The following is a 19,788-nucleotide window of genomic DNA, read 5'->3' on the forward strand; positions in this document are numbered from 1 at the left end:
GCCGCCATCGAGGCGGCCCGTGCCGGCGACGCCGGTCGTGGTTTCGCCGTGGTCGCCGACGAAGTGCGCGCGCTGGCCCGGCGCACCCAGGCGGCCACCAGCGAGATCGATGCCATCATCGGCGGCCTGCAGAGCACTATCGACGGCAGCGTCGCCGCGATGACCGATAGCCAGCAGCACGCTCAGGGCATTGCCGGCCAGGCGCAACAAGCTGCCGAGGCGCTGAGCGGGATCAGCGAGCGGGTCAGCCAGATCAGCGACATGAACCTGCAGATCGCCAGTGCCGTGGAGCAGCAGAGCGCGGTCGGCGATGACATCCAGCGCAACCTGCATGGCATCCGCCAGGCGTGTCAGAGCACCGCCGAAGCCAGCGCCCGCAGCCACGGCAGTGCCGAACAGCTTGCCAGGCTCGCTGCGCGCCTGCAGTTGCTGGCCGAGCAGTTCTGGAGTCAGCGTCAGAGTCGCCCGCGTTGAAACGCTGCACGCACCAGCCCATTATCCGCGTCGATGATGACTATGCCTGCGCCGGGCGTGCGAGCCACGACCCATGGGGTTAGAGTAGCCGGCCATGCAACGAGGAGACTCCCCATGAGCCGACTGGCCTCCATCAAGCTCTCCACCCTCGACCTGGCACCAATCCGCGATGACGGCGATGCCGCCCAGGCCCTGCACAATTCACTGGCACTGGCCCGACACGTCGAAAGCCTCGGCTTCGAGCGCTTCTGGGTTGCCGAACACCACAACATGGACGGCATCGCCAGCTCCGCCACGTCCGTCTTGCTCGGCTACCTGGCCGCCGGCACCTCGAAGATCCGCCTAGGCGCCGGCGGAGTGATGCTGCCCAACCATGCGCCGCTGGTGATCGCCGAGCAGTTCGGCACCCTCGCCACGCTCTACCCCGGCCGGATCGAGCTGGGCCTTGGCCGCGCGCCCGGTGCCGACCAGTACACCGCCCATGCCCTGCGCCGCAGCCGCGATGGCAGCGCCGACGACTTTCCCAAGGACGTCGAGGAGCTGCAGGCCTACCTCGGCCCGCGCCAGGAAGGGCAACGGGTGATCGCCATGCCCGGCACCGGCACCAACGTGCCGATCTGGCTGCTCGGCTCCAGCCTGTTCAGCGCCCAGCTCGCCGGCATGAAGGGGCTGCCCTACGCCTTCGCCTCGCACTTCGCTCCGCGCTACATGCACGAGGCGATCCGCATCTACCGCAACCATTTCCGCCCGTCTGAAGTGCTCGACAAGCCCTACGTGATGCTCGGCGTACCGCTGCTGGCCGCCGACAGCGACGAGCAGGCGCAATACCTGGCAACCTCGGCGTTCCAGCGCATTCTCGCGCTGATCCGCGGCCAGAGCCTGGTGCAGCGCGCACCAGTGGCGAGCATGGAAAGCCTGTGGCTGCCGCATGAGCGCCAGGCCGTCAGCGAATTTTTCGGCCTGGCCGCCATCGGCGGGCCACAGACCGTGCGCCAGCGCCTGGAACAATTGCTCGAGCAAACCGAGGCCGACGAACTGATCTTCACCTGCGACATGTACGACTTCGCCGACCGCCTGCACGCCTTCGACATCCTGGCCGAGCTGCAACGTCGCTAAGTGCGAACTTGTGCGCGTGACTGCCCTCTGAATCAGAACGGGCTGCCAGACCGGCAGCCTCTTTCATTCAACGGGAGACGCACATGAAGAAGACAGCTTCGGCCCACTGGCAGGGCGGCATCAAGGACGGCAAGGGCACCATCTCCACTCAGAGCGGCGTGCTCAAGGACTCCCCTTACGGCTTCAACACCCGTTTCGAGGACAAGCCCGGCACCAACCCCGAAGAGCTGATCGGTGCCGCCCACGCCGGCTGTTTTTCCATGGCCCTGTCCAAAGAGTTGGGCGAAGCCGGCATGACCGCCGAGAGCATCGACACCGAAGCACAAGTGACCCTGGACAAGGTCGATGGCGGCTTCGAGATCAGCACGGTGCATCTGTCGCTGCGCGCGAAGATTCCCGGCGCCGACCGCACCGCCTTCGAGAAGGCCGTGGAAACCGCCAAGACCGGCTGCCCGGTGTCCAAGGTGCTGAATGCGGCGATCACCCTGGAAGCCGTACTGGAAAACTGAAGCAATGCCTGCGCCGCAGCCGATGATCCGTCGGCTGCGGTGTGCTTCGTGACGGTGTTAGATCGCCGTCCCGCAGCGCAACACCTCACCGCGCGCGAGCACGTTGCGCTGCTCATCATAGAGCCAGGCCTGCGCCTTCATCAGTTGCTGGCGCGCCTCGATGCGATAACGCTGGCCCGCCGCGAACCCCTCATAACGCAGGCGAATCTCGCAGGTCATGGGCAGCGGTTCGCTCTGCATGCCGAGGGTCGCCCCGCTACGCACTTCGAACTGAAAGCGCGTTTCCAGCTCATGCTGGCCGGGCGTCACCTGAAAATAGCGACCATCCGGCCAGCGCTTGCCGTCCAGGCGGTCGGCCATCAGCAGGGTATCGGCGGTGGAATACAGCTCGACCCAGGCCTGCTGCGGGTCAGGCGTGGGCAAGGGCGAAGCGCAGGCGCCCAGCATCAGGGCGGGAGCGAGAAGCAGGGCGCGCATGGCGACCTCCGATAAGGGTCCGGACACCAGCCTACACCGGGAAGCCGGCAAAACCGAGGCGAAAGGGGCTGGAGACAACCTGCGCGATCAGCTAGCGTGACGGCATGCCCAACGCCTGCCCTATCGACCTGCTGCGCCGCATCGCGGTTCCCCTGCTCGCCCTGCTGCTGGGCGGCTGCTCGACCATCGATTACTACGCGCATCTCGGCCAGGGCCAGTTGCAGTTGCTGAGTGCGCGCCAGCCGGTCGAACGCCTGCTCGAAGACCCTGCCACCGACCCCGACCTGGCCAGGCGCCTGAGGCTGAGTCAGCAAGCGCGGGACTTCGCCAGCGCCAGCCTGCACCTGCCCGACAATCGCAGTTATCGCCTGTACGCCGACCTTAATCGCCCCTTCGTGGTGTGGAACCTGTTCGCCACGCCGGAATTTTCCCTCGAACCCGAGCTGCACTGCTTTCCCATCGCCGGCTGTGTCGCCTACCGCGGCTACTACCAACAGGGCCGGGCACGTGGCGCCGCCGCGCTGCTGCGCCAGGAGGGGCTGGATACCTACATCGGCGGCGTGGAGGCCTACTCGACGCTGGGCTGGTTCGACGATCCGCTGCTCAACACCATGCTGCGCTGGAGCGACGAACGCTTCGTCGCGGTGATCTTTCACGAACTGGCGCACCAGCAGTACTACCTGCCGGGGGACACCGCCTTCAACGAGTCCTTCGCCACCTTCGTCGAGCGTGAAGGGCTGCGTCAGTGGCACGCCGCCCGCGGAGAGACAGCGCCGGCCAGCGATGACCGCCAACGCCAGCAGTTCATCGAACTGGTGCTGGCCAGCCGCGAGCGCCTGCAGCAGCTCTATGCCAGCGACCTGCCGGAGCACGCCATGCGCGCCGCCAAGCAGGCCGAATTCGAGCGTCTGCGTCGCGACTACCGCGCCCTGCGCCAACGCCAATGGGGCGGGCAGGGCCGCTATGACGCCTGGATCGAAAGCCCGTTGAACAATGCCAAGCTGCTGCCCTTCGGCCTCTACGACCAATGGGTGCCGGCCTTCGCGGCCCTGTTCGAGCACGAGGCGCGAAGCTGGACGGCCTTCTACGCCGCCGTGGCCGAGCTTGGCCGGCTGCCGGAAGCAGATCGTCGGGCCCGGTTGGAAAGCCTGCTGCAAAACGACTAGAACTGCTGGGCAGATTGCCAGTCCAACCTACTCAGGTTTCGCCCAACACTGGAGGTACAAGCGATGCAACGACTGATTCCCGCCCTGGCCCTGATGCTCCTGGCTGGCGGCGCGCTGGCCGCGCCCAAGCCCTGTGAAGAACTCAAGCAGGAAATTGAAACGAAGATCCAGGCCAACAACGTGCCCAGCTACACCCTGGAAATCGTGCCCAACGCCGACGTGCAGGACCAGAACATGGTCGTCGGCAGCTGCGATGGCGGCACCCAGAAGATCATCTATCAGCGCAACGACTGATATGCCCGCGAAGGCGGCTTCCCGCAGCACAGCGGGAGGTCGTCTGCCGTTTCGCCCTTTAGTCCACTTCCGGCGATGATCTTTGCGCTGGGTGGAGGGCCGTTCGCGGACAAGTCCGCTCCCACAAATCAGCGACACACCTGTGGGAGCGGACTTGTCCGCGAATCTTTCGGCCTGACCTACGACATTCGTACAGTTATAAGCGGGACGGATCAGCGACTGAACGCCTGGTGCATCTCTGCCAGCGTCTCGAAATGAAAGGCCGGCGACTCGCCGAGCAACTCCTCACGACTACCGAAGCCATAACCCACCGCCACCGCCTGCAGGCCATTGCTGCGCGCGCCGATCAGGTCGTGCTTGCGGTCGCCGATCATCAGCGCCGACTCGGGCGCCAGTTTCTCCGACTCCAGCAGATGCGCCAGCAGCTCCACCTTGTTGGTGCGAGTGCCATCCAGCTCGCTGCCATAGATGCGTTTGAAGTAGCGATCGAAACCGAAGTGCCGGGCGATTTCCTCAGCAAATACCGTCGGTTTGCTGGTGGCGATATATAGCGTGCGTCCCTGCGCCACCAGTGCTTCTAGCAGTGCCTCGACACCCTCGAACACGCGATTTTCGTAGAGACCAGTGACCCGGAAGCGCTCACGGTAATGATTGACCGCCTGCCAGCCGATGGCCTCGTCCAGCGCATAGGTCGCCATGAAGCACTGCAGCAAGGGCGGGCCGATGAAGTGCTCCAGCGCGGTCAGGTCCGGCTCATCGATGCCCAACTTGGCCAGGGCGTACTGCACCGAACGGGTGATGCCCTCACGCGGGTCGGTGAGGGTGCCGTCGAGATCGAAGAGGATGGTGGAGTGATGCATGAGGCTTCAGGCTTCGGCAATTCAGGGGGCGCACAGCATAAGGCAATTGCCGGCGCCACCCAACGCCGCGCCATCCTGAGCGCGGAAGTGCCAAAGCCGGGAATGCCGCTGTCACCCGATTAACAAGCGGGCACGCCGGCAAAAACACCGCGACGAAATTTCTGAGCTGCCTATTCGGCAGTGAAGTAGAGACATTACTCGCCAGTCCCTTGCCTGGCCAGGCCTGCAGGCGCTAACCCGGCAAATACCCTTTTCTGCGCTGTTCTACTAACCCTTTGATTTATAAAGGCGCCTGAATGGCCCGCAAGAAGAGGGTCGGCAAGCTCGGGCAAAAATGGTAAACCGCCATGATGCCAACGGGAGTCATCATGGACGACATCAGCCCCTCCGACCTAAAGACCATCCTCCACTCCAAGCGCGCCAATCTGTATTACTGCAGTACTGCTGGGTACTGGTCAACGGTGGGCGGGTGGAGTACGTCACCGATGCCGGCAAGCAGTCGCTGTACTGGAACATTCCCATCGCCAACACCACCACTATCCTGCTCGGCACCGGCACCTCGATTACCCAGGCGGCGATGCGTGAGCTGGCCAAGGCTGGCGTGCTGGTGGGTTTCTGTGGCGGTGGCGGCACGCCACTGTTCTCGGCCAATGAGATGGATGTGGAAGTCGCCTGGTTCTCACCGCAGAGCGAATACCGCCCCACCGAATACCTGCAGAAGTGGGTGAAGTTCTGGTTCGACGATGACAAGCGCCTGGAGGCGGCCAAGGCTTTTCAACTGGCGCGCCTGCAACGTATCCGCCAGGGCTGGCTGCATAGCCGATCACTCAAGGATGCCGGCTTCCAGGTCGATGCCGCCAGCCTGGAGCATGCCCTCGATACCTCGCAGCGCGCTATCCGGGCAGCGCCGGACAATACCTTCCTGCTGACCGAAGAAGCCCGCCTGAGCAAGCAACTGTTCGCCCTCGCCGCCCGTGCCGTCAGCTATGGCGACTTCACCCGCGCCAAGCTCGGCTCCGGCGGTGACCCCGCCAATAGCTTTCTCGACCACGGCAACTACCTGGCCTACGGCCTGGCCGCCAGCGCCACCTGGGTGCTTGGCATCCCCCATGGCCTGGCCGTGCTGCACGGCAAAACGCGCCGCGGCGGCCTGGTGTTCGACGTGGCCGATTTGGTGAAAGACGCCAGCATCCTGCCGCAGGCCTTCGTCAGCGCAGTGCGTGGCGACGAGGAACAGGAGTTTCGCCAGGCCTGCATCGAAAACCTCACGCGTGGCGAATCGCTGGACTTCATGATCGACACCCTCAAGGCAGTGGCCGAGCAGGTTGGCGCATGAACGTGTTACTGATCAGTCAGTGCGACAAACGCGCACTGGTGGAGAGCCGGCGCATCCTCGACCAGTTCGCCGAGCGCCGCGGCGAGCGCACCTGGCAAACGCCGATCACCCAGGCCGGTCTGGATACCCTGTGCAAGCTGTTGAAGAAGAGTGCCAGGCGCACTACCGCCGTGGCCTGTCACTGGATACGCGGCAAGGATCACAGCGAGCTGCTGTGGATAGTCGGCGACGCCAGCCGCTTCAACGAGCAGGGCGCGGTGCCCACCAACAGCACCCGCCGCGATGTGCTGCGCAAGGATGACGAGAACGACTGGCACAGCGCCGAGGACCTTCGTCTGCTCAGCGCCCTGGCCGCGCTGCTGCATGATCTGGGCAAAGCCAGCCTGGCCTTCCAGAACCGCCTCAAACCTGGCGCGCCCATGGAGCGCAACCTGTATCGCCACGAATGGACATCGCTGCGTCTGTTCCAGGCCTTCGTCGGCAACGACGGCGACCCGACCTGGCTGGCGCGCCTGGCCAGCCCCAGCGAGCAGGATGACGCCACTTGGCTGAGCCGCCTGCAACGCGATGGCCTCGACCCCAACTGCGACAAGCCCTTCCGTAACTTGCCGCCTCTGGCCGCCGCCCTGGCCTGGCTGGTGCTGACCCATCACCGCCTGCCCCTGATGCCCAGCGAGGACGCGCGCCTGGGCAGTAAGATCCGCCACTTCCAGCTAGGCATGTTGAAGAACCTGCCAGGAGATATCGACGCCAGCTGGAACGAGCATTGTGCTACCCGGGACAGGGCGCAGATCGAACCTTACTGGCACTTCCCCCACGGCCTGCCCGTGACCACCAAACGCTGGCGAGAACGCGCCAGCAAGCAGGCCCACCGCCTGCTGGCTCTGCTGCCACGCCGCACCCAGCGAGACTGGCTGGACAGCCCTTACCTGATGCACCTGGCACGCCTGAACCTGATGCTCGCCGATCACCACTACTCCAGCCTCACCGGCCCGGGCCGGGTGCAGGGCGAGGCGGGCTATCCGCTGTGGGCCAATACCGAGCGCAAAAGCGGCAAGTTCAACCAGGGCCTCGACGAGCATCTGCTGGGGGTCGAGGCCAATGCCGGGCTGATCGGCCATCGCCTGGCCGACTTCGAACGCAGCCTGCCACGCCTGAGCCGGCACAAGGGCTTGAAGAAGCGCAGCGGCACCGAACGCTTCCGTTGGCAGGACAAGGCCTTCGATCTGGCCGCCGGCATGCGCGAACAGGCTGCCCGGCACGGTGCCTTTATCGTCAATATGGCCTCCACCGGTTGCGGCAAGACCCTGGGCAATGCACGCATCATGTATGCCCTGAGCGACCCCGAGCGCGGCATGCGCTGTGCCTTCGCCCTTGGCCTGCGCAGCCTGCCCCTGCAAACCGGGCGCGCCTTCCGCCAACGCCTTCGACTGGACGAGGATGACCTGGCCATTCGCGTCGGTGGCGCGGCCAACAGCACCTTGTTCGAGCGCCAGCAGGCGCTCGCCGAACGCAGCGGCTCGGCTTCCAGCCAGGCACTGTTCGAAGACGATGGTCATGTGCGCTTCGACGGCAATGTGGACGCCCATCCGTTGCTCAACAAGGTGATCCACGAACCCCAGGTACGCGCCCTGCTGATCGCGCCGGTACTGGTCTGCACCATCGACCACCTGACCCCTGCCACCGAGAGCCAGCGCGGCGGACGGCAGATCGCACCGATGCTGCGCCTGATGAGCGGCGACCTGGTGCTCGACGAGCCGGACGATTTCGATATCGCCGACCTACCCGCCCTGGCGCGCCTGGTGCATTGGGCCGGGCTGCTGGGCAGCCGCGTGCTGCTGTCTTCGGCCACCCTGCCGCCCGCCCTGATCCAGGGTTTGTTCGAGGCCTATCACGCCGGCCGTGTCGAGTATCAGCGCCACCGTGGCGAACGCCCTGGCGAGCTGCCGTCCATCGCCTGTGCCTGGGTCGATGAACAGCGGCAAAGCCGCCTGGACTGTAGCGACAGCGCCAGTTTCAGCGCCGCCCACCTGGACTTTGCCCAGCGCCGCCACGCCTGGCTCGCGACGCAGCCCGCGCGCCGCCAGGCGCAACTGCTGCCCCTGCACTTTGCCAGCCAACGCCCGGATGAGATTCGCCCGGCCTTCGCCGAACAGATACTGACCGCCGCCCGCAGCCTGCACGACACCAACGCCACAACCGACCCGCACAGCGGCAAGCGCGTAAGCTTCGGCCTGGTACGCATGGCCAATATCGAGCCCCTGTTCGATGTGGCGCTAGCCCTGTTTCGCCTGGGCGCCGCCGAAGGCACTCGCATCCACCTCTGTGTGTACCACTCGCAGTTCCCGCTGCTGTTGCGCTCGGCCATCGAAAACCGGCTGGACACTTTCCTGCAACGTGAACAGCCGCAAGCGGTATTCGCCCTGCCGGAAATCCGCCAGCGCCTGCAGCGCCACGATGAGCCGGATCAACTGTTCATCGTGCTGGGCTCGCCCGTGACCGAAGTGGGCCGCGACCATGATTACGACTGGGCACTGGTCGAACCTTCGTCCATGCGCTCGCTGATCCAGCTGGCCGGGCGCGTGCGGCGCCATCGCCCCGAGCCCTGGAGCGCCACCAATGTGCAGATATTCGACAGCAATCTGCGCCATGCCGAACGACGCGACCAACCAGCCTTCTGCAAACCGGGTTTCGAGACGGAACACGCCTGGCGGCTGAACAGCCATCGCCTGGACAAGCTGCTGAATGCTGAGCAGTACCAGCAGATCGATGCCCGCCCACGCATCCTCGAGCGCCCCGCGCCACTGGATGCCAAGAACAACCTGGTCGACCTGGAACACGCCCGTCTGCAAGGCTGGATGCTGCAACCCGCCGCACCAGATCCGTCCATGCTGTCAGAGCGCGAACGGCGACGGCAAAGCAGCCAGCCACAAGAAATGAATGCCCATGACGGCTGGAGCCAGCCGCTGTTGCACCTCACGGCCCTGGCCCAGCAGCAGCAACCATTCCGCCTCGACACCCAGCCAAGGGTGCAGCTGATCTTGCTGCCGGATGAAGACGGCGAGGATTATCAGTTGCACCGTATCGACCCCGGCCAGCGCCGCTACGAGCAGATCTACGTGCCGGTGGAAAACAGCCTGCACCAGCTCATCGCCGACAACGAACTGGCCGGCCCGCGTATCAGCTCCTGGAGCGCCACAGATTATCTCGAAGCCCTGGCTGAACTGGCACAGGAGCTGGACATGAGCCTGGAGGGCTGCGCCAAAAGCTTCGGCACCGTCAGCCTGCCCGAGAGCGAGCGCGGCTTGCGCTTTCACCCAGTGCTGGGGTTTGCCAAGCGCAGGTGAGATTCCCCTACCCCCTGCGCGGCGTGTAGCAGGGCTACAGCATCGCGGCTAAGCCCCTCCCACGGCATTTGAAGACCTGTGGGAGGGGCTTTAGCCGCGACTCCGTTGGGTAGGAACCCGTGATGTCAGCAGCTAACTATCAATCCGAAAATCCCCATGCAGCGCCCGCCAGTGCTCGCGCAGCGCAGCCTTGTGCGCATCGTGCATAGGGCTGTCGCGCAGGGCTGCCGGCCATAGCGCGCGAGCCTTATCGAGGGCCGCCTTGAGGTTGTAGAGAATCGGCGACTCCGGCAGGTCCGCGCGCTTGGCCCAGCGCCGGAAGTGCTCGAGCGATACCTCGTACCACTGCTTGGTCTGCGCCATGTTCAGCGCGTAGTGCTGCTCGGCAGGGATATAGGCCTTGGTGAAGAGGATGTCGTAGGCCGGCGACAGCGCCGGGTTCACGCCATCGGGATAGAGAACGCTCCAGTTCTTCAGATGCGCGTCGCCGTTGCCCAACAGGATGTTGACCAGCAAGCGCACAGCCATCTGCACCACGTCGCGCTGGCCGCTGTAGGTGTTCTGATAGATCAGTCGGGCGATCTGTTCGTAACTGGCCTTCTGGTACTTGTCCGCCGCATAGGCGAACAGCACCTGGGCGAAGTCCTCGGCATGCACGCGCTTGCCCTCGGCCCGGTCGAAACGGCGGATGCCATAGGCATAGCCCTCATCCGGCAGCTTGATCTGCGGCAGACGCTCGAGCTTGTCGAGTTCTACCAGACGGATTTCCGGGATATCCACGCCGGCCAGCGCCGCAAGGTGCATGCAGGTGTATTCGTTGAGCGGTACATGATCATGCACCGTGGAGGGAGTCTTGATGATCCAGTCACCGGGCGCCGCCGCATCCCCCAATTGGTAACGGCCATCGCGCTGGTGCATGGAAAACTTCATCTGCACCCCCGCCAGGGAAAAATGCGCCACCCGGTCCACGGTATCCACCGCCACTCGGTCGAGCCGCCCACGGTCACCGAAAGCCGCATCCGGGATAGCCTCGGCAGCAACCGGCTCGGCGATTAGCGCACCGGGCAGGTCGCCGCCCAGGTGTACCAACAGCGGGAACTCGTTGTGCTCATGGACCTTCAAGCGCTGGGCCAGCAGTTGGCGTAGCGCGCCTTCGGGCAGCAGGTTGCTCAGCAGCGGGTGCAACTGCATATTGGTCGCCACCGGGAAACTCTTGCCCGCACGGGCCGCGAAGGTGGCCGGGTTGGCCAGTGACAGGGTCAGCGCGGGGCGGTTGGCATCCTCAACAAACGACGGCGCCAGCGACAACACCGTGCGGTTATGTGCATAGCCGGCCACGTAACCCACCAACTGCCCATGCAACGTCAGCCTGAGTGCCGAAACCTGCTCGCCGGCCATCAGTCGTCACCCAGCTCTTGCCAGGGGTCTTCGATGGTTTCCTTGACGCCCGCGCCAGACGCAGACGATGGCGAGCGGTCCATGGCGTAGTTCTGTTGTGCCTTGGCGGGGCCGCCCTCCAGCAGTTGCTCGACCTGACGTGCCAGCTCCTTGGGGATCAGCATCAGAGTGGCATCCAGGCCTTCGGCGATCTTGTCCAGGGTAGCCAGGCTGGGGTTACCGTCTTTCTCGATCTTGCCGTACTGCTGGCGATTGAGCCCCACCCGCAACGGCATATCCGTGCCTTTCAGGCCGAGTTGCAGGCGTCGGCGTTTGATCTGGGTCAGCACTGTGCTGCGCATGGGCCTCCTCACTCGCTCTATCCAGAGTGCAGCACATAAGGCTCTATCGGATAAAAAAGAGCCTTTTATGCTGCAAATAAATCCAATCGAAGCATATGTACTTCATTATTAGATGAAGCTTTTAAGATTCACAAGCACTTATTTGCAGTATATATGATGCTTCCCAAATAGGATGCAGCGTAAATGGCTCATTTGTTCTGAGTCAGGGGGGGCAATCAAAAATACTGGCAAAACAATGCTACGTTTCGCATTGCCTCCCAGCATAAGGACACGCTGCTATGCACAACCCGTCCCCACACCGACAAAGCGAAATCCGCAATCTCATCCAAGGTTTTATCGCCGAACGCCTGGCCACCAAGCTCGAAGGTCTGGCCAATGATGACCCCAAGCGCGCCACCCTGCTCGAGCAATACCAGCCGGCAGCCTGGCTGGCGGATGCCGCCCGCCGCGCCGGGCAGATCCAGGCGGTGACCCATACGCTCAAGGCGATTCACCCGGATGCCAAGGGCACCAACCTCTACTGCCTACCGAACAGTTTGCCGCAGCACGCGCTGGTCGGCAGCCATTGCCTGGGCGACGACTTTGCCGGCGATGTGGTGGGCAATGCCGCCGCGCTGGATGTCTACAAGCTGCTCAAGCTGGAGCACGACGGCCAGACACTGCTCGACCTGCTGTTGGCCGCAGATGCCGATGCCATTGCCGCGCTGCATACAGATGACGAGCAGGCCCGGAGCCTGGCCGCAGCCTTCACCGGCATCACCCGTGCGCGCGACGGCCTGGCCTCTCACACCCACGGTAAGCAGCTGTACTGGCTGGTTGGCGACGAGCCGCGCAGCGACGCGCACTACCACCTACTCGTCCCGCTGTATGCCAGCTCGCTGGCGCATCGGGACTACCAGAGTGTCCAGGCCGACCGCTTCGGCGAACCGGCCAAGGAAGCGCGCCAGGCTCGCCGCGACAAGCAGTTTCACCCTGGCGTGATCCACGAATACCCCGACTTGGCCGTGCAGAAGCTCGGTGGCACCAAACCGCAGAACATCTCCCAACTCAACAGCGAGCGCCGTGGTGACAACTACCTGCTCGCCTCCCTGCCACCCAGTTGGCAGCAGCGCGACGTGCGCCTGCCGATCCGCACCCGTGACGGATCGATCTTCCCTGCCTTTGGTCAGCGACCGGCAGTGGCCGAACTGGTGCGCACCCTGCGCGACTTTCTGCTCAGCGGCCCGCCCCCGAACGTACACACCCGCAACAGCCGTGATGAACTGCTCACCGAGCTGATCGACGAACTGCTGCTGTACGCCGTCGAGCTTTGGGCTTTCGAGCCAGGCTGGTCGGCCAAGCCCGAGTGCAACCTCAACCGCGCCGAGCAACTGTGGCTGGACTTTCGCCGCGCCGAGCATGACGCCGTCTTCGCCAGCGAATGGCACCGCATGGAATGGCTCGCGGAAATTCGTGAGCGCTTCGCCAACTGGCTCAATGCCCGACTGGTCAGCAAGCTCTCGGTCGGAGATGTGGAGAACAGCTACTGGGCCAAGCAGGCAGGCAGCAATGCCCTGTGGCTCGACCTCGACTGGCTGAACCGGGCCTGGGTCGAACAATTCGAGCGCGAGCAACGCGACCTGGAGGCCGAACATGAGTGAACTGCCCACCTCCAACGGCCTGTTGATCGTCCCCCGCCTGCGGGTGCAGAACGCCAACGCCATCTCCAGCCCGCTGACCTGGGGCTTCCCCGCCATCAGCGCCTTCATCGGCCTGATGCAGGCCGTCGAACGCAAGCTCGAGGGTCGCTTAGCCCTAATGTTCGACAGCGTCGGGGTGGTCTGCCATAGCCATGACGCCCAGGTCACCGGGGGCTATCAACGCGCTTTCCGCCTGACCCGCAACCCGGTTAACGAGCGCGGTGAAACTGCCGCCATTGTCAAAGAGGGGCGCATCCACCTGGATATCACGCTCATCTTCGGCGTCAGCGGCTATGGCGAAGACGGCCAGCCAGACCCGGTGCAGGGCGACTGGCAACAGCGCCAGCGGATTGCCCGTCATATCGCCGACCTGCTGGGCAGCATGCGTATCGCCGGCGGTAGCGTATTCCTCGACCCGCAACAAAAGCCTGCGCTGCTGCCCCTTGCCCAGGGCGAGGAACGCAGCGCCCAGTTCCGTCGGTTGCGCCGCCGTTGGCTGCCGGGCTTCGCACTGGTAAGTCGCGACGACCTGCTGCAAAACCACCTGCAGCAACTGCGTGGCGAGAACGCCAGCGCCAACCTGCTCGATGCCTGGCTCGACCTTTCACGCCTGAACCTGCGCGCCCAGGAAACTCACCCAGCCAGTGAAACCCAGCCCGCCAAAGTCGAGTGGCGTGCCCAGCGCGTTATCCCCAATGGCTGGCTGGTGCCGATCCCGGTCGGCTATGGCGCCCTCGGCCCGCTGCAAGCCGCCGGCAGTGTGGCTAACGCACGAGATGGGCAAACCCCGCTGCGTTTCGTCGAAAGCCTCTACTCCATCGGCCAATGGCTCAGCCCGCACCGCCTGCGCGATGTCGATGACCTGCTCTGGTGCGCCAGCGCCGACCCCGAGTCCGGTCTGTACCGCTGCCACAACCTCTACAGCCAACACCTCTGCACTGATGACATGGAGTGACCATCATGACCACTGCCCCTCTGAAAACTGCTTCCGTCCTGGCCTTCGAGCGCAAGCTCGACCCTTCCGATGCGCTGTTTCATGCCGGTGACTGGCAGACGCGCGACAACTGGCAGCCGCTCGCCGTACGGGAGAAATCCGTGCGCGGCACCATTTCCAACCGCCTCAAAGCCAGGGACCAGGACCCGGCCAAACTCGACGCCGCCATCGAAAACCCCAACCTGCAAACCGTCGACGTCGCCGCCCTGCCGCATGACGCCGATACCTTGCGCGTCAGCTTCACCCTGCGCGTACTCGGCGGCGCCGGCACCCCCCTCGGCCTGCAACGATGCCGGCTACCGGCAAAAGCTGCTGGACACCGTGCAGGGCTATGTCGCCAATCACGGCTTCGCTGAACTGGCACGTCGCTACGCACACAACCTGGCCAATGGTCGCTTCCTGTGGCGTAACCGTATCGGTGCTGAACAGGTAGAGGTACAGATTGCCCACTTGGTCGATGGCAAAGCGGCCAAGCAGTGGAGCTTCGATGCGCTGGGCCTGTCCCTACGCAACTTCGACGCCAGCGGCCCGGCGGCAGCGTCGCTGGACGAACTGACCAGCCTGATCGCAGCCGGCCTGAGTGGCGAACGTCACCTGCTGCTGGACATTACCGCCTATGTACGCATGGGCGCAGGCCAGGAAGTCTTCCCTTCGCAGGAACTGATCCTCGACCGGGGCAAGGGCGACAAGAGCAAGACCCTGTACAGCGTCGACGGCGTCGCCGGGATGCACTCGCAAAAGCTCGGCAACGCCCTGCGCACCATCGACACCTGGTATCCGGACGCCGGCGAACTCGGCCCCATCGCAGTCGAACCCTACGGCTCGGTCACCACCGAAGGCCGTGCCTATCGCCAACCCAAGGCCAAGGCGGACTTCTACAATCTGCTGGACAACTGGCTGCTCAAGGACAAAGTGCCGAGCATCGGTGACCAGCACTTCGTCATGGCCACCCTGATTCGCGGTGGCGTCTTCGGTGAGGCGGGCTAGCCATGGACCACTACCTCGACCTCAAACTGCTACCCGACCCGGAGTTTCCGGCCACGCAGTTGATGAGCGCACTGCTAGCCAAGCTGCACCGTGGCCTGCACGACTTGCGCCGCACGGATGTGGGCATCAGCTTCCCGGATGTGGAAAGCGCCAGCCACAGCCTCGGCGCCAGCCTGCGCCTGCATGGCAGTGCCGAGGCACTGGATCGGTTGATGGCGCTGAACTGGCTCACTGGAATGCGCGACCACCTGATCCTGGGTGAACTGGCGCCGATTCCCGCACAGGTGCGCTGGCGTTGTGTCAGCCGTGTGCAGGTGGACAGCAACCCGGAGCGCGCCCGCCGCCGCCTGATCAAAAGGCACGGCATCAGCGAGGAGGACGCTCGCCAGCGCATCCCCGACAGCGCCGGCAAACGCTGCAACCTGCCCTATGCCACCTTGCGCAGCAACGGCAGCGGCCACAGCTTCCGCCTCTTCATCCGCCACGGCCCACTGCTCGACGCTCCCACCCCCGGCACCTTCGGCGCCTACGGCCTGAGCGCCCAGGCCAGCGTGCCCTGGTTCTGAACCTTTTTTCTGATCGCAACCGGAGCCCTTGCAAAATCAAACACTTGCAAGCGGCTCCGGAAAAGGGTTTTCAACCACAAAATAGAAAGGCTCTTTAGCAATCAATACGTTAGGGTTTCAGGGCTCTACTTCACTGCCGCGTAGGCAGCTCAGAAAACACGGCACATTCAGGAGCACGGCAAGTACAGCTTCACTGCCGCGTAGGCAGCTCAGAAAAGGGGGCGGTACGTCTGCTTGGCGGTGGCAATCTTCACTGCCGCGTAGGCAGCTCAGAAAATCATATCAGCGAGCTGAGCCTCGATCTTGTCGCTTCACCGCCGCACAGGCAGCCCATCCCGGCCCACCGTTGGTGAAGGGGCTGCGCAATCGCGAATAAATTCGCTCGTACAGTGGCGGCAGGCTCAGGTCAGGCTGCGAAACATCACATGGCAATCCACCAGCCCGTGCCGGGCATGGCGGTAGGCATTGGGCAGGGTGCCGACTATCTCGAAACCGTGCTTCTGCCATAGCGCCACGGCTACCGTATTGGTCGCCACCACACTATTGAATTGCATGGCGCTGAACCCCAGTTTGCGCGCCACTTCCAGCGAATGGGCGCAGAGCTTGCCGGCGATGCCATGACCGCGAGCGGCAGGAGCGGTCATATAGCCGCAGTTGCACACATGGTCGCCGGGACCTGCGGCATTGGCCTTGATAGTAGTAGGTACCGAGAATCTGCCCATCCTGTTCCGCCACGAAGGTTGCGCGCGGCAGTTCGACCCAGAGTTTCCAGGCCGTTTCGCGGTCCATCTGCGGATCGAAGGCGTAGGTTTCCTGCGCCTGCACCACGTCACGGATGATCGGCCAGACCTGATCGAAATCGGCCGCCTCGATGGGGCGGATGATCAGTTCGCCGCTCACTGGTCGTAACCCTCGGCCAGATGCTGGTCCTTGAGCTTCACGTAATTGCCCGCTGTGTAACTGAAGAAGTTGCGCTCCTTGTCGGTCAGCGGACGTGCCTGTTTCACCGGGCTGCCAACGTACAGGTAGCCGCTCTCCAGGCGCTTGCCCGGCGGCACCAGGGAGCCGGCGCCGATGATCACTTCGTCCTCGACCACCGCGCCATCCATGACGATGCTGCCCATGCCTACCAGGATGCGGCTACCCAGGGTGCAGCCGTGCAGAGTGACCTTGTGCCCGACGGTCACTTCGTCGCCGATGATCAGCGGATAGCCGTCCGGGTTGAACGGCCCGGCGTGTGTGATATGCAGCACGCTGCCGTCCTGCACGCTGGTGCGCGCACCGATGCGGATGCGGTGCATGTCACCGCGGATCACGGTCATCGGCCAGACCGAGCTGTCCTCGCCCAGCTCGACATCGCCGATGACCACGGCGGAGGCATCGACGAAGACGCGCGCGCCCAGTTGCGGGAGGTATTGCTGGTATTTGCGAATCGCCACGATAGAGGCTCCTGGGCTGCGGGAAAGCTTGATTGTAATTAAGATGGACCCCATATCGACTGCAATCGCCCTGGGATTTTCCCCGGCGCAGCCTCTCTTCATTCGCCACAGGTGCCTCGTCGTGACCGCGAACAACCCCTTGCTGCAAGACTTCGACCTGCCGCCCTACTCGCAGATCAAACCGGAACATGTCGAGCCTGCCGTCGACCAGATTCTGGCCGACAGTCGCGCGGCCATCGCCACGCTGCTCGAACAGCAACAGGCCAATCCGAGCTGGGACGGCCTGGTGCTGGCGCTGGACGAACTGGGCGCACGCCTGGGCCGCGCCTGGAGCCCGGTGAGCCATCTCAACTCGGTGTGCAACAGCCCCGAGCTGCGCGCCGCCTACGAGGCCTGTCTGCCCAAGCTGTCGGAATACTGGACCGAAATGGGCCAGAACAAGCCGCTGTTCAACGCCTATGACGCACTGGCCAAGAGCCCGGCAGCGGCAGACTTCGACGTGGCACAGAAGACCATCCTCGAACACGCCCTGCGCGATTTTCGCCTGTCCGGCATCGACCTGCCGATCGAGCAGCAGAAGCGCTATGGCGAAATCCAGATGCGCCTGTCCGAGCTGACCAGCAAATTCTCCAACCAGTTGCTCGACGCCACCCAGGCCTGGACCAAGCAGATCACCGACGAAACGCGCCTGAACGGCCTGACCGACTCGGCCAAGGCGCAGATGAAGCAGGCCGCCGAGGCCAAGGGCCTGGACGGCTGGCTGATCACCCTGGAGTTCCCCAGCTACTACGCGGTGATGACCTACGCCGACGACCGCGCCCTGCGCGAGGAGGTCTACGCCGCCTACTGCACCCGCGCCTCCGACCAGGGGCCGAACGCCGGGCAGAACGACAACGGCCCGCTGATGGCCGAGATTCTCGACCTGCGCCAGGAAATGGCGCGGCTGCTCGGCTTCGCCAACTACAGTGAGCTGAGCCTGACCAGCAAGATGGCCGACTCCACCGATCAGGTGCTGAGCTTCCTCCGCGACCTGGCGGTGCGCAGCAAACCCTTCGCCGAGAAGGACCTGGCCGAACTGAAAGCCTTCGCCGCCGAACAGGGCCTGAATGACCTGCAAAGCTGGGATGTCGGCTACTACAGCGAGAAGCTGCGCCAGCAGCGCTACAGCATCTCCCAGGAAGAAGTACGCACCTGGTTCCCGGTGGACAAGGTGCTCACCGGCCTGTTCGCCATCGTGCAGAAGCTCTACGGCATTCAGATTCGCGAGCTGAAAGACTTCGACACCTGGCATCCGGACGTGCGCCTGTTCGAGATCAGCGAGAACGGTCAGCACGTCGGACGCTTCTTCTTCGACCTCTACGCCCGTGCCAACAAGCGTGGCGGCGCCTGGATGGACGGCGCCCGCGACAAGCGCCGCGATGGCCAGGGCCAGCTGATCACCCCGGTGGCCAACCTGGTGTGCAACTTCACCCCACCGGTCGGCGGCAAACCGGCGCTGCTGACCCACGACGAGGTCACTACCCTGTTCCACGAGTTCGGCCATGGCCTGCATCACCTGCTGACCCGCGTCGAGCATGCCGGTGCCTCGGGCATCAACGGCGTGGCCTGGGACGCGGTCGAGCTGCCGAGCCAGTTCATGGAGAACTGGTGCTGGGAGCCGGACGGCCTGGCGCTGATCTCCGGCCACCATGAAACCGGCGAGGCGCTGCCGCAGGCCATGCTGGACAAGATGCTGGCGGCGAAGAACTTCCAGTCCGGGCTGATGATGGTGCGCCAACTGGAGTTCTCCCTGTTCGACTTCGAGCTGCATGCCACCCACGGCGACGGCCGCAGCGTGCTGGACGTGCTCGAAGGCGTACGCGCAGAGGTCTCGGTGCTGCGTCCGCCGGCCTACAACCGCTTCGCCAACGGCTTCGCGCACATCTTTGCCGGCGGCTACGCAGCCGGTTACTACAGCTACAAATGGGCCGAGGTGCTCAGCGCCGATGCCTTCTCCAAGTTCGAGGAAGAAGGCGTGTTCAACGCCGATACCGGTCGCGCCTTCCGCGAAGCCATCCTGGCCCGTGGCGGTTCGCAGGAACCCATGGTGCTGTTCGTCGACTTCCGCGGTCGTGAGCCAAGCATCGATGCCCTGCTGCGCCACCTCGGCCTGAGTCAGGAGGCAGCATGAGCGATGCGCCTGTGAACAGCACGCCGAAACGCTTTATCGCCGGCGCCGTGTGCCCGGCGTGCAGCGAGACCGACAGCATCAAGATGTGGAACGTCGAAGGCGTGCCACACCGTGAATGTGTCAAGTGCGGCTACGCCGATACCCTGGACGCCCGTGGCAACTCGGTGCCCAAGGAAATCCCCACCCGGGTCAACGTCAGCGGCCTGAAGCCCAAAGCCGCCGATCCCAACGTGCAGGCGGTGCAGTTCTTCCCCAATCCCAAGCTGAAAAAAGACAAGGACTGAGCCATGTGGCATCTGGTTTGCGGCGACAATGCGGTGGCCGGCGTCACCCGAGTGATTGGCCAGCAGGCCGCCGATGCCAGTCTGCGCGTGCTGCGTGACGACCTCGCCGTCGGCCCACTGGGCGACGTGGACAGCCCGCCGTGCAGCGCCCGCGCCGTGTTCTGGGGCGAAGTGTGGCCAGCAGCGGTAACACCGCGGCCAGACTTTTCCACAGGCCTGGCTGAGGATGCTCGCTGGCTCGCCAGCCTGGCCGAGCAGGATCGGCCCGTCACCGTCTGGCATGGCGACAGCAGCAGCGAGCAGTTGCTGCTGGCCCGCGTCGCCAGCGCGTTGCAAGGCAGCAGCGTCGAA

At 64.3% G+C, this 19,788-nt stretch carries 20 protein-coding genes and 1 pseudogene; 15 read left to right on the forward strand and 6 right to left on the reverse strand.

Features of this window, described 5'->3' with window-relative positions:
- The 3 genes from B3P22_RS01850 to B3P22_RS01860 form a co-directional block, all read left to right on the forward strand.
- On the forward strand, positions 1–474 hold a 474-nt coding region (locus B3P22_RS01850), incomplete at its 5' end, for a methyl-accepting chemotaxis protein (RefSeq protein WP_296269642.1).
- 114 nt (positions 475–588) lie between these two features.
- The gene (locus tag B3P22_RS01855) at positions 589–1,590 is read left to right on the forward strand and encodes an LLM class flavin-dependent oxidoreductase (protein WP_296269643.1); all 1,002 of its coding nucleotides are present in this window, start codon (positions 589–591) and stop codon (positions 1,588–1,590) included.
- An 83-nt stretch (positions 1,591–1,673) separates the two neighbouring features.
- A complete protein-coding gene (locus B3P22_RS01860) occupies positions 1,674–2,099 on the forward strand; it encodes an OsmC family protein (protein ID WP_197858850.1) in 426 nt (141 codons plus the stop codon).
- A gap of 57 nt (positions 2,100–2,156) precedes the next feature.
- Here B3P22_RS01860 and B3P22_RS01865 read toward each other — a convergent pair whose 3' ends face one another.
- The gene (locus B3P22_RS01865; RefSeq protein WP_296269644.1) at positions 2,157–2,576 is read right to left on the reverse strand and encodes a hypothetical protein; all 420 of its coding nucleotides are present in this window, start codon (positions 2,574–2,576) and stop codon (positions 2,157–2,159) included.
- 104 nt (positions 2,577–2,680) lie between these two features.
- On the opposite strand from B3P22_RS01865, the gene B3P22_RS01870 reads away from it, so the two are divergent.
- On the forward strand, positions 2,681–3,742 hold the full coding sequence (locus B3P22_RS01870; protein WP_296269645.1) for an aminopeptidase: 1,062 nt from the start codon (positions 2,681–2,683) through the stop codon (positions 3,740–3,742).
- A gap of 63 nt (positions 3,743–3,805) precedes the next feature.
- A complete protein-coding gene (locus tag B3P22_RS01875; protein ID WP_197858853.1) occupies positions 3,806–4,036 on the forward strand; it encodes a DUF1161 domain-containing protein in 231 nt (76 codons plus the stop codon).
- Between the two features lie 212 nt (positions 4,037–4,248).
- On the opposite strand, the gene B3P22_RS01880 is transcribed toward B3P22_RS01875, so the two are convergent.
- Complete coding sequence (locus tag B3P22_RS01880) at positions 4,249–4,896, reverse strand: HAD family hydrolase (protein ID WP_296269646.1); 648 nt, start codon at positions 4,894–4,896, stop codon at positions 4,249–4,251.
- Between the two features lie 469 nt (positions 4,897–5,365).
- Here B3P22_RS01880 and cas1f point away from each other — a divergent pair, with 469 nt between their 5' ends.
- Both cas1f and cas3f read left to right on the forward strand, forming a co-directional pair.
- A complete protein-coding gene (cas1f, locus tag B3P22_RS01885; protein WP_296269647.1) occupies positions 5,366–6,232 on the forward strand; it encodes a type I-F CRISPR-associated endonuclease Cas1f in 867 nt (288 codons plus the stop codon).
- Positions 6,229–9,579 carry a type I-F CRISPR-associated helicase Cas3f gene (cas3f, locus tag B3P22_RS01890; RefSeq protein ID WP_296269648.1) on the forward strand — a complete coding sequence of 1,117 codons (3,351 nt, stop codon included), beginning with the start codon at positions 6,229–6,231 and terminating at the stop codon, positions 9,577–9,579. The genes cas1f and cas3f overlap by 4 nt, the downstream gene beginning before the upstream one ends.
- Positions 9,580–9,711: 132 nt before the next feature.
- Here cas3f and B3P22_RS01895 read toward each other — a convergent pair whose 3' ends face one another.
- Together B3P22_RS01895 and B3P22_RS01900 are read right to left on the reverse strand one after the other, a co-directional pair.
- On the reverse strand, positions 9,712–10,977 hold the full coding sequence (locus B3P22_RS01895) for a type II toxin-antitoxin system HipA family toxin (RefSeq protein ID WP_296269649.1): 1,266 nt from the start codon (positions 10,975–10,977) through the stop codon (positions 9,712–9,714).
- Complete coding sequence (locus tag B3P22_RS01900; protein WP_296269650.1) at positions 10,977–11,318, reverse strand: helix-turn-helix transcriptional regulator; 342 nt, start codon at positions 11,316–11,318, stop codon at positions 10,977–10,979. The genes B3P22_RS01895 and B3P22_RS01900 overlap by 1 nt, the downstream gene beginning before the upstream one ends.
- Positions 11,319–11,596: 278 nt before the next feature.
- On the opposite strand from B3P22_RS01900, the gene csy1 reads away from it, so the two are divergent.
- The 5 genes from csy1 to cas6f are packed head-to-tail and all read left to right on the forward strand — an operon-like array spanning position 11,597 to position 15,544.
- A complete protein-coding gene (gene csy1, locus B3P22_RS01905) occupies positions 11,597–12,958 on the forward strand; it encodes a type I-F CRISPR-associated protein Csy1 (RefSeq protein WP_296269651.1) in 1,362 nt (453 codons plus the stop codon).
- Entirely contained in the window at positions 12,951–13,952 is a 1,002-nt protein-coding gene (gene csy2 / locus B3P22_RS01910; RefSeq protein WP_296269652.1) for a type I-F CRISPR-associated protein Csy2, read from the forward strand. The genes csy1 and csy2 overlap by 8 nt, the downstream gene beginning before the upstream one ends.
- A 5-nt stretch (positions 13,953–13,957) precedes the next feature.
- Positions 13,958–14,347 (forward strand): type I-F CRISPR-associated protein Cas7f/Csy3, encoded by a 390-nt coding sequence (locus tag B3P22_RS01915; protein WP_296269653.1) that lies wholly within the window; start codon positions 13,958–13,960, stop codon positions 14,345–14,347.
- Positions 14,304–14,978 carry a type I-F CRISPR-associated protein Csy3 gene (csy3, locus tag B3P22_RS01920; protein WP_296269659.1) on the forward strand — a complete coding sequence of 225 codons (675 nt, stop codon included), beginning with the start codon at positions 14,304–14,306 and terminating at the stop codon, positions 14,976–14,978. Before B3P22_RS01915 ends, csy3 begins: the two co-directional genes overlap by 44 nt.
- A gap of 2 nt (positions 14,979–14,980) precedes the next feature.
- Positions 14,981–15,544, forward strand: a complete 564-nt coding sequence (gene cas6f, locus B3P22_RS01925) for a type I-F CRISPR-associated endoribonuclease Cas6/Csy4 (protein ID WP_296269654.1) — start codon at positions 14,981–14,983, stop codon at positions 15,542–15,544.
- 401 nt (positions 15,545–15,945) lie between these two features.
- On the opposite strand, the pseudogene B3P22_RS01930 reads toward cas6f, so the two are convergent.
- Together B3P22_RS01930 and B3P22_RS01935 are read right to left on the reverse strand one after the other, a co-directional pair.
- Positions 15,946–16,444: pseudogene (locus B3P22_RS01930) on the reverse strand (GNAT family N-acetyltransferase).
- Positions 16,441–16,983: a gamma carbonic anhydrase family protein gene (locus B3P22_RS01935; RefSeq protein WP_296269655.1), complete on the reverse strand. Its 543-nt coding sequence runs from the start codon at positions 16,981–16,983 to the stop codon at positions 16,441–16,443. Before B3P22_RS01935 ends, B3P22_RS01930 begins: the two are co-directional and overlap by 4 nt.
- 121 nt (positions 16,984–17,104) lie before the next feature.
- Here B3P22_RS01935 and prlC point away from each other — a divergent pair, with 121 nt between their 5' ends.
- From prlC to B3P22_RS01950, 3 genes are all read left to right on the forward strand, one after another.
- Positions 17,105–19,153 carry an oligopeptidase A gene (gene prlC / locus B3P22_RS01940; RefSeq protein ID WP_296269656.1) on the forward strand — a complete coding sequence of 683 codons (2,049 nt, stop codon included), beginning with the start codon at positions 17,105–17,107 and terminating at the stop codon, positions 19,151–19,153.
- Positions 19,150–19,437, forward strand: coding sequence for a YheV family putative zinc ribbon protein (locus tag B3P22_RS01945; protein ID WP_296269657.1), 288 nt, complete (start codon positions 19,150–19,152; stop codon positions 19,435–19,437). The genes prlC and B3P22_RS01945 overlap by 4 nt, the downstream gene beginning before the upstream one ends.
- Positions 19,438–19,440: 3 nt before the next feature.
- Positions 19,441–19,788, forward strand: a 348-nt coding sequence (locus B3P22_RS01950; RefSeq protein ID WP_296269658.1) for a DUF1835 domain-containing protein, incomplete at its 3' end; no start/stop codon positions are given.

It is taken from the genome of Pseudomonas sp. UBA6323 (assembly GCF_002439135.1).
GTDB lineage: Bacteria > Pseudomonadota > Gammaproteobacteria > Pseudomonadales > Pseudomonadaceae > Aquipseudomonas.

Excerpts from the sequence above, each read along its gene's own strand:
- B3P22_RS01855 (WP_296269643.1), top strand. The coding sequence starts at position 589 with ATGAGCCGACTGGCCTCCATCAAGCTCTCCACCCTCGACCTGGCACCA.
- B3P22_RS01860 (WP_197858850.1), top strand. The coding sequence starts at position 1,674 with ATGAAGAAGACAGCTTCGGCCCACTGGCAGGGCGGCATCAAGGACGGC.
- B3P22_RS01865 (WP_296269644.1), bottom strand. The coding sequence starts at position 2,576 with ATGCGCGCCCTGCTTCTCGCTCCCGCCCTGATGCTGGGCGCCTGCGCT.
- B3P22_RS01870 (WP_296269645.1), top strand. The coding sequence starts at position 2,681 with ATGCCCAACGCCTGCCCTATCGACCTGCTGCGCCGCATCGCGGTTCCC.
- B3P22_RS01875 (WP_197858853.1), top strand. The coding sequence starts at position 3,806 with ATGCAACGACTGATTCCCGCCCTGGCCCTGATGCTCCTGGCTGGCGGC.
- B3P22_RS01880 (WP_296269646.1), bottom strand. The coding sequence starts at position 4,896 with ATGCATCACTCCACCATCCTCTTCGATCTCGACGGCACCCTCACCGAC.
- cas3f (WP_296269648.1), top strand. The coding sequence starts at position 6,229 with ATGAACGTGTTACTGATCAGTCAGTGCGACAAACGCGCACTGGTGGAG.
- B3P22_RS01895 (WP_296269649.1), bottom strand. The coding sequence starts at position 10,977 with ATGGCCGGCGAGCAGGTTTCGGCACTCAGGCTGACGTTGCATGGGCAG.
- B3P22_RS01900 (WP_296269650.1), bottom strand. The coding sequence starts at position 11,318 with ATGCGCAGCACAGTGCTGACCCAGATCAAACGCCGACGCCTGCAACTC.
- csy1 (WP_296269651.1), top strand. The coding sequence starts at position 11,597 with ATGCACAACCCGTCCCCACACCGACAAAGCGAAATCCGCAATCTCATC.
- csy2 (WP_296269652.1), top strand. The coding sequence starts at position 12,951 with ATGAGTGAACTGCCCACCTCCAACGGCCTGTTGATCGTCCCCCGCCTG.
- B3P22_RS01915 (WP_296269653.1), top strand. The coding sequence starts at position 13,958 with ATGACCACTGCCCCTCTGAAAACTGCTTCCGTCCTGGCCTTCGAGCGC.
- cas6f (WP_296269654.1), top strand. The coding sequence starts at position 14,981 with ATGGACCACTACCTCGACCTCAAACTGCTACCCGACCCGGAGTTTCCG.
- B3P22_RS01945 (WP_296269657.1), top strand. The coding sequence starts at position 19,150 with ATGAGCGATGCGCCTGTGAACAGCACGCCGAAACGCTTTATCGCCGGC.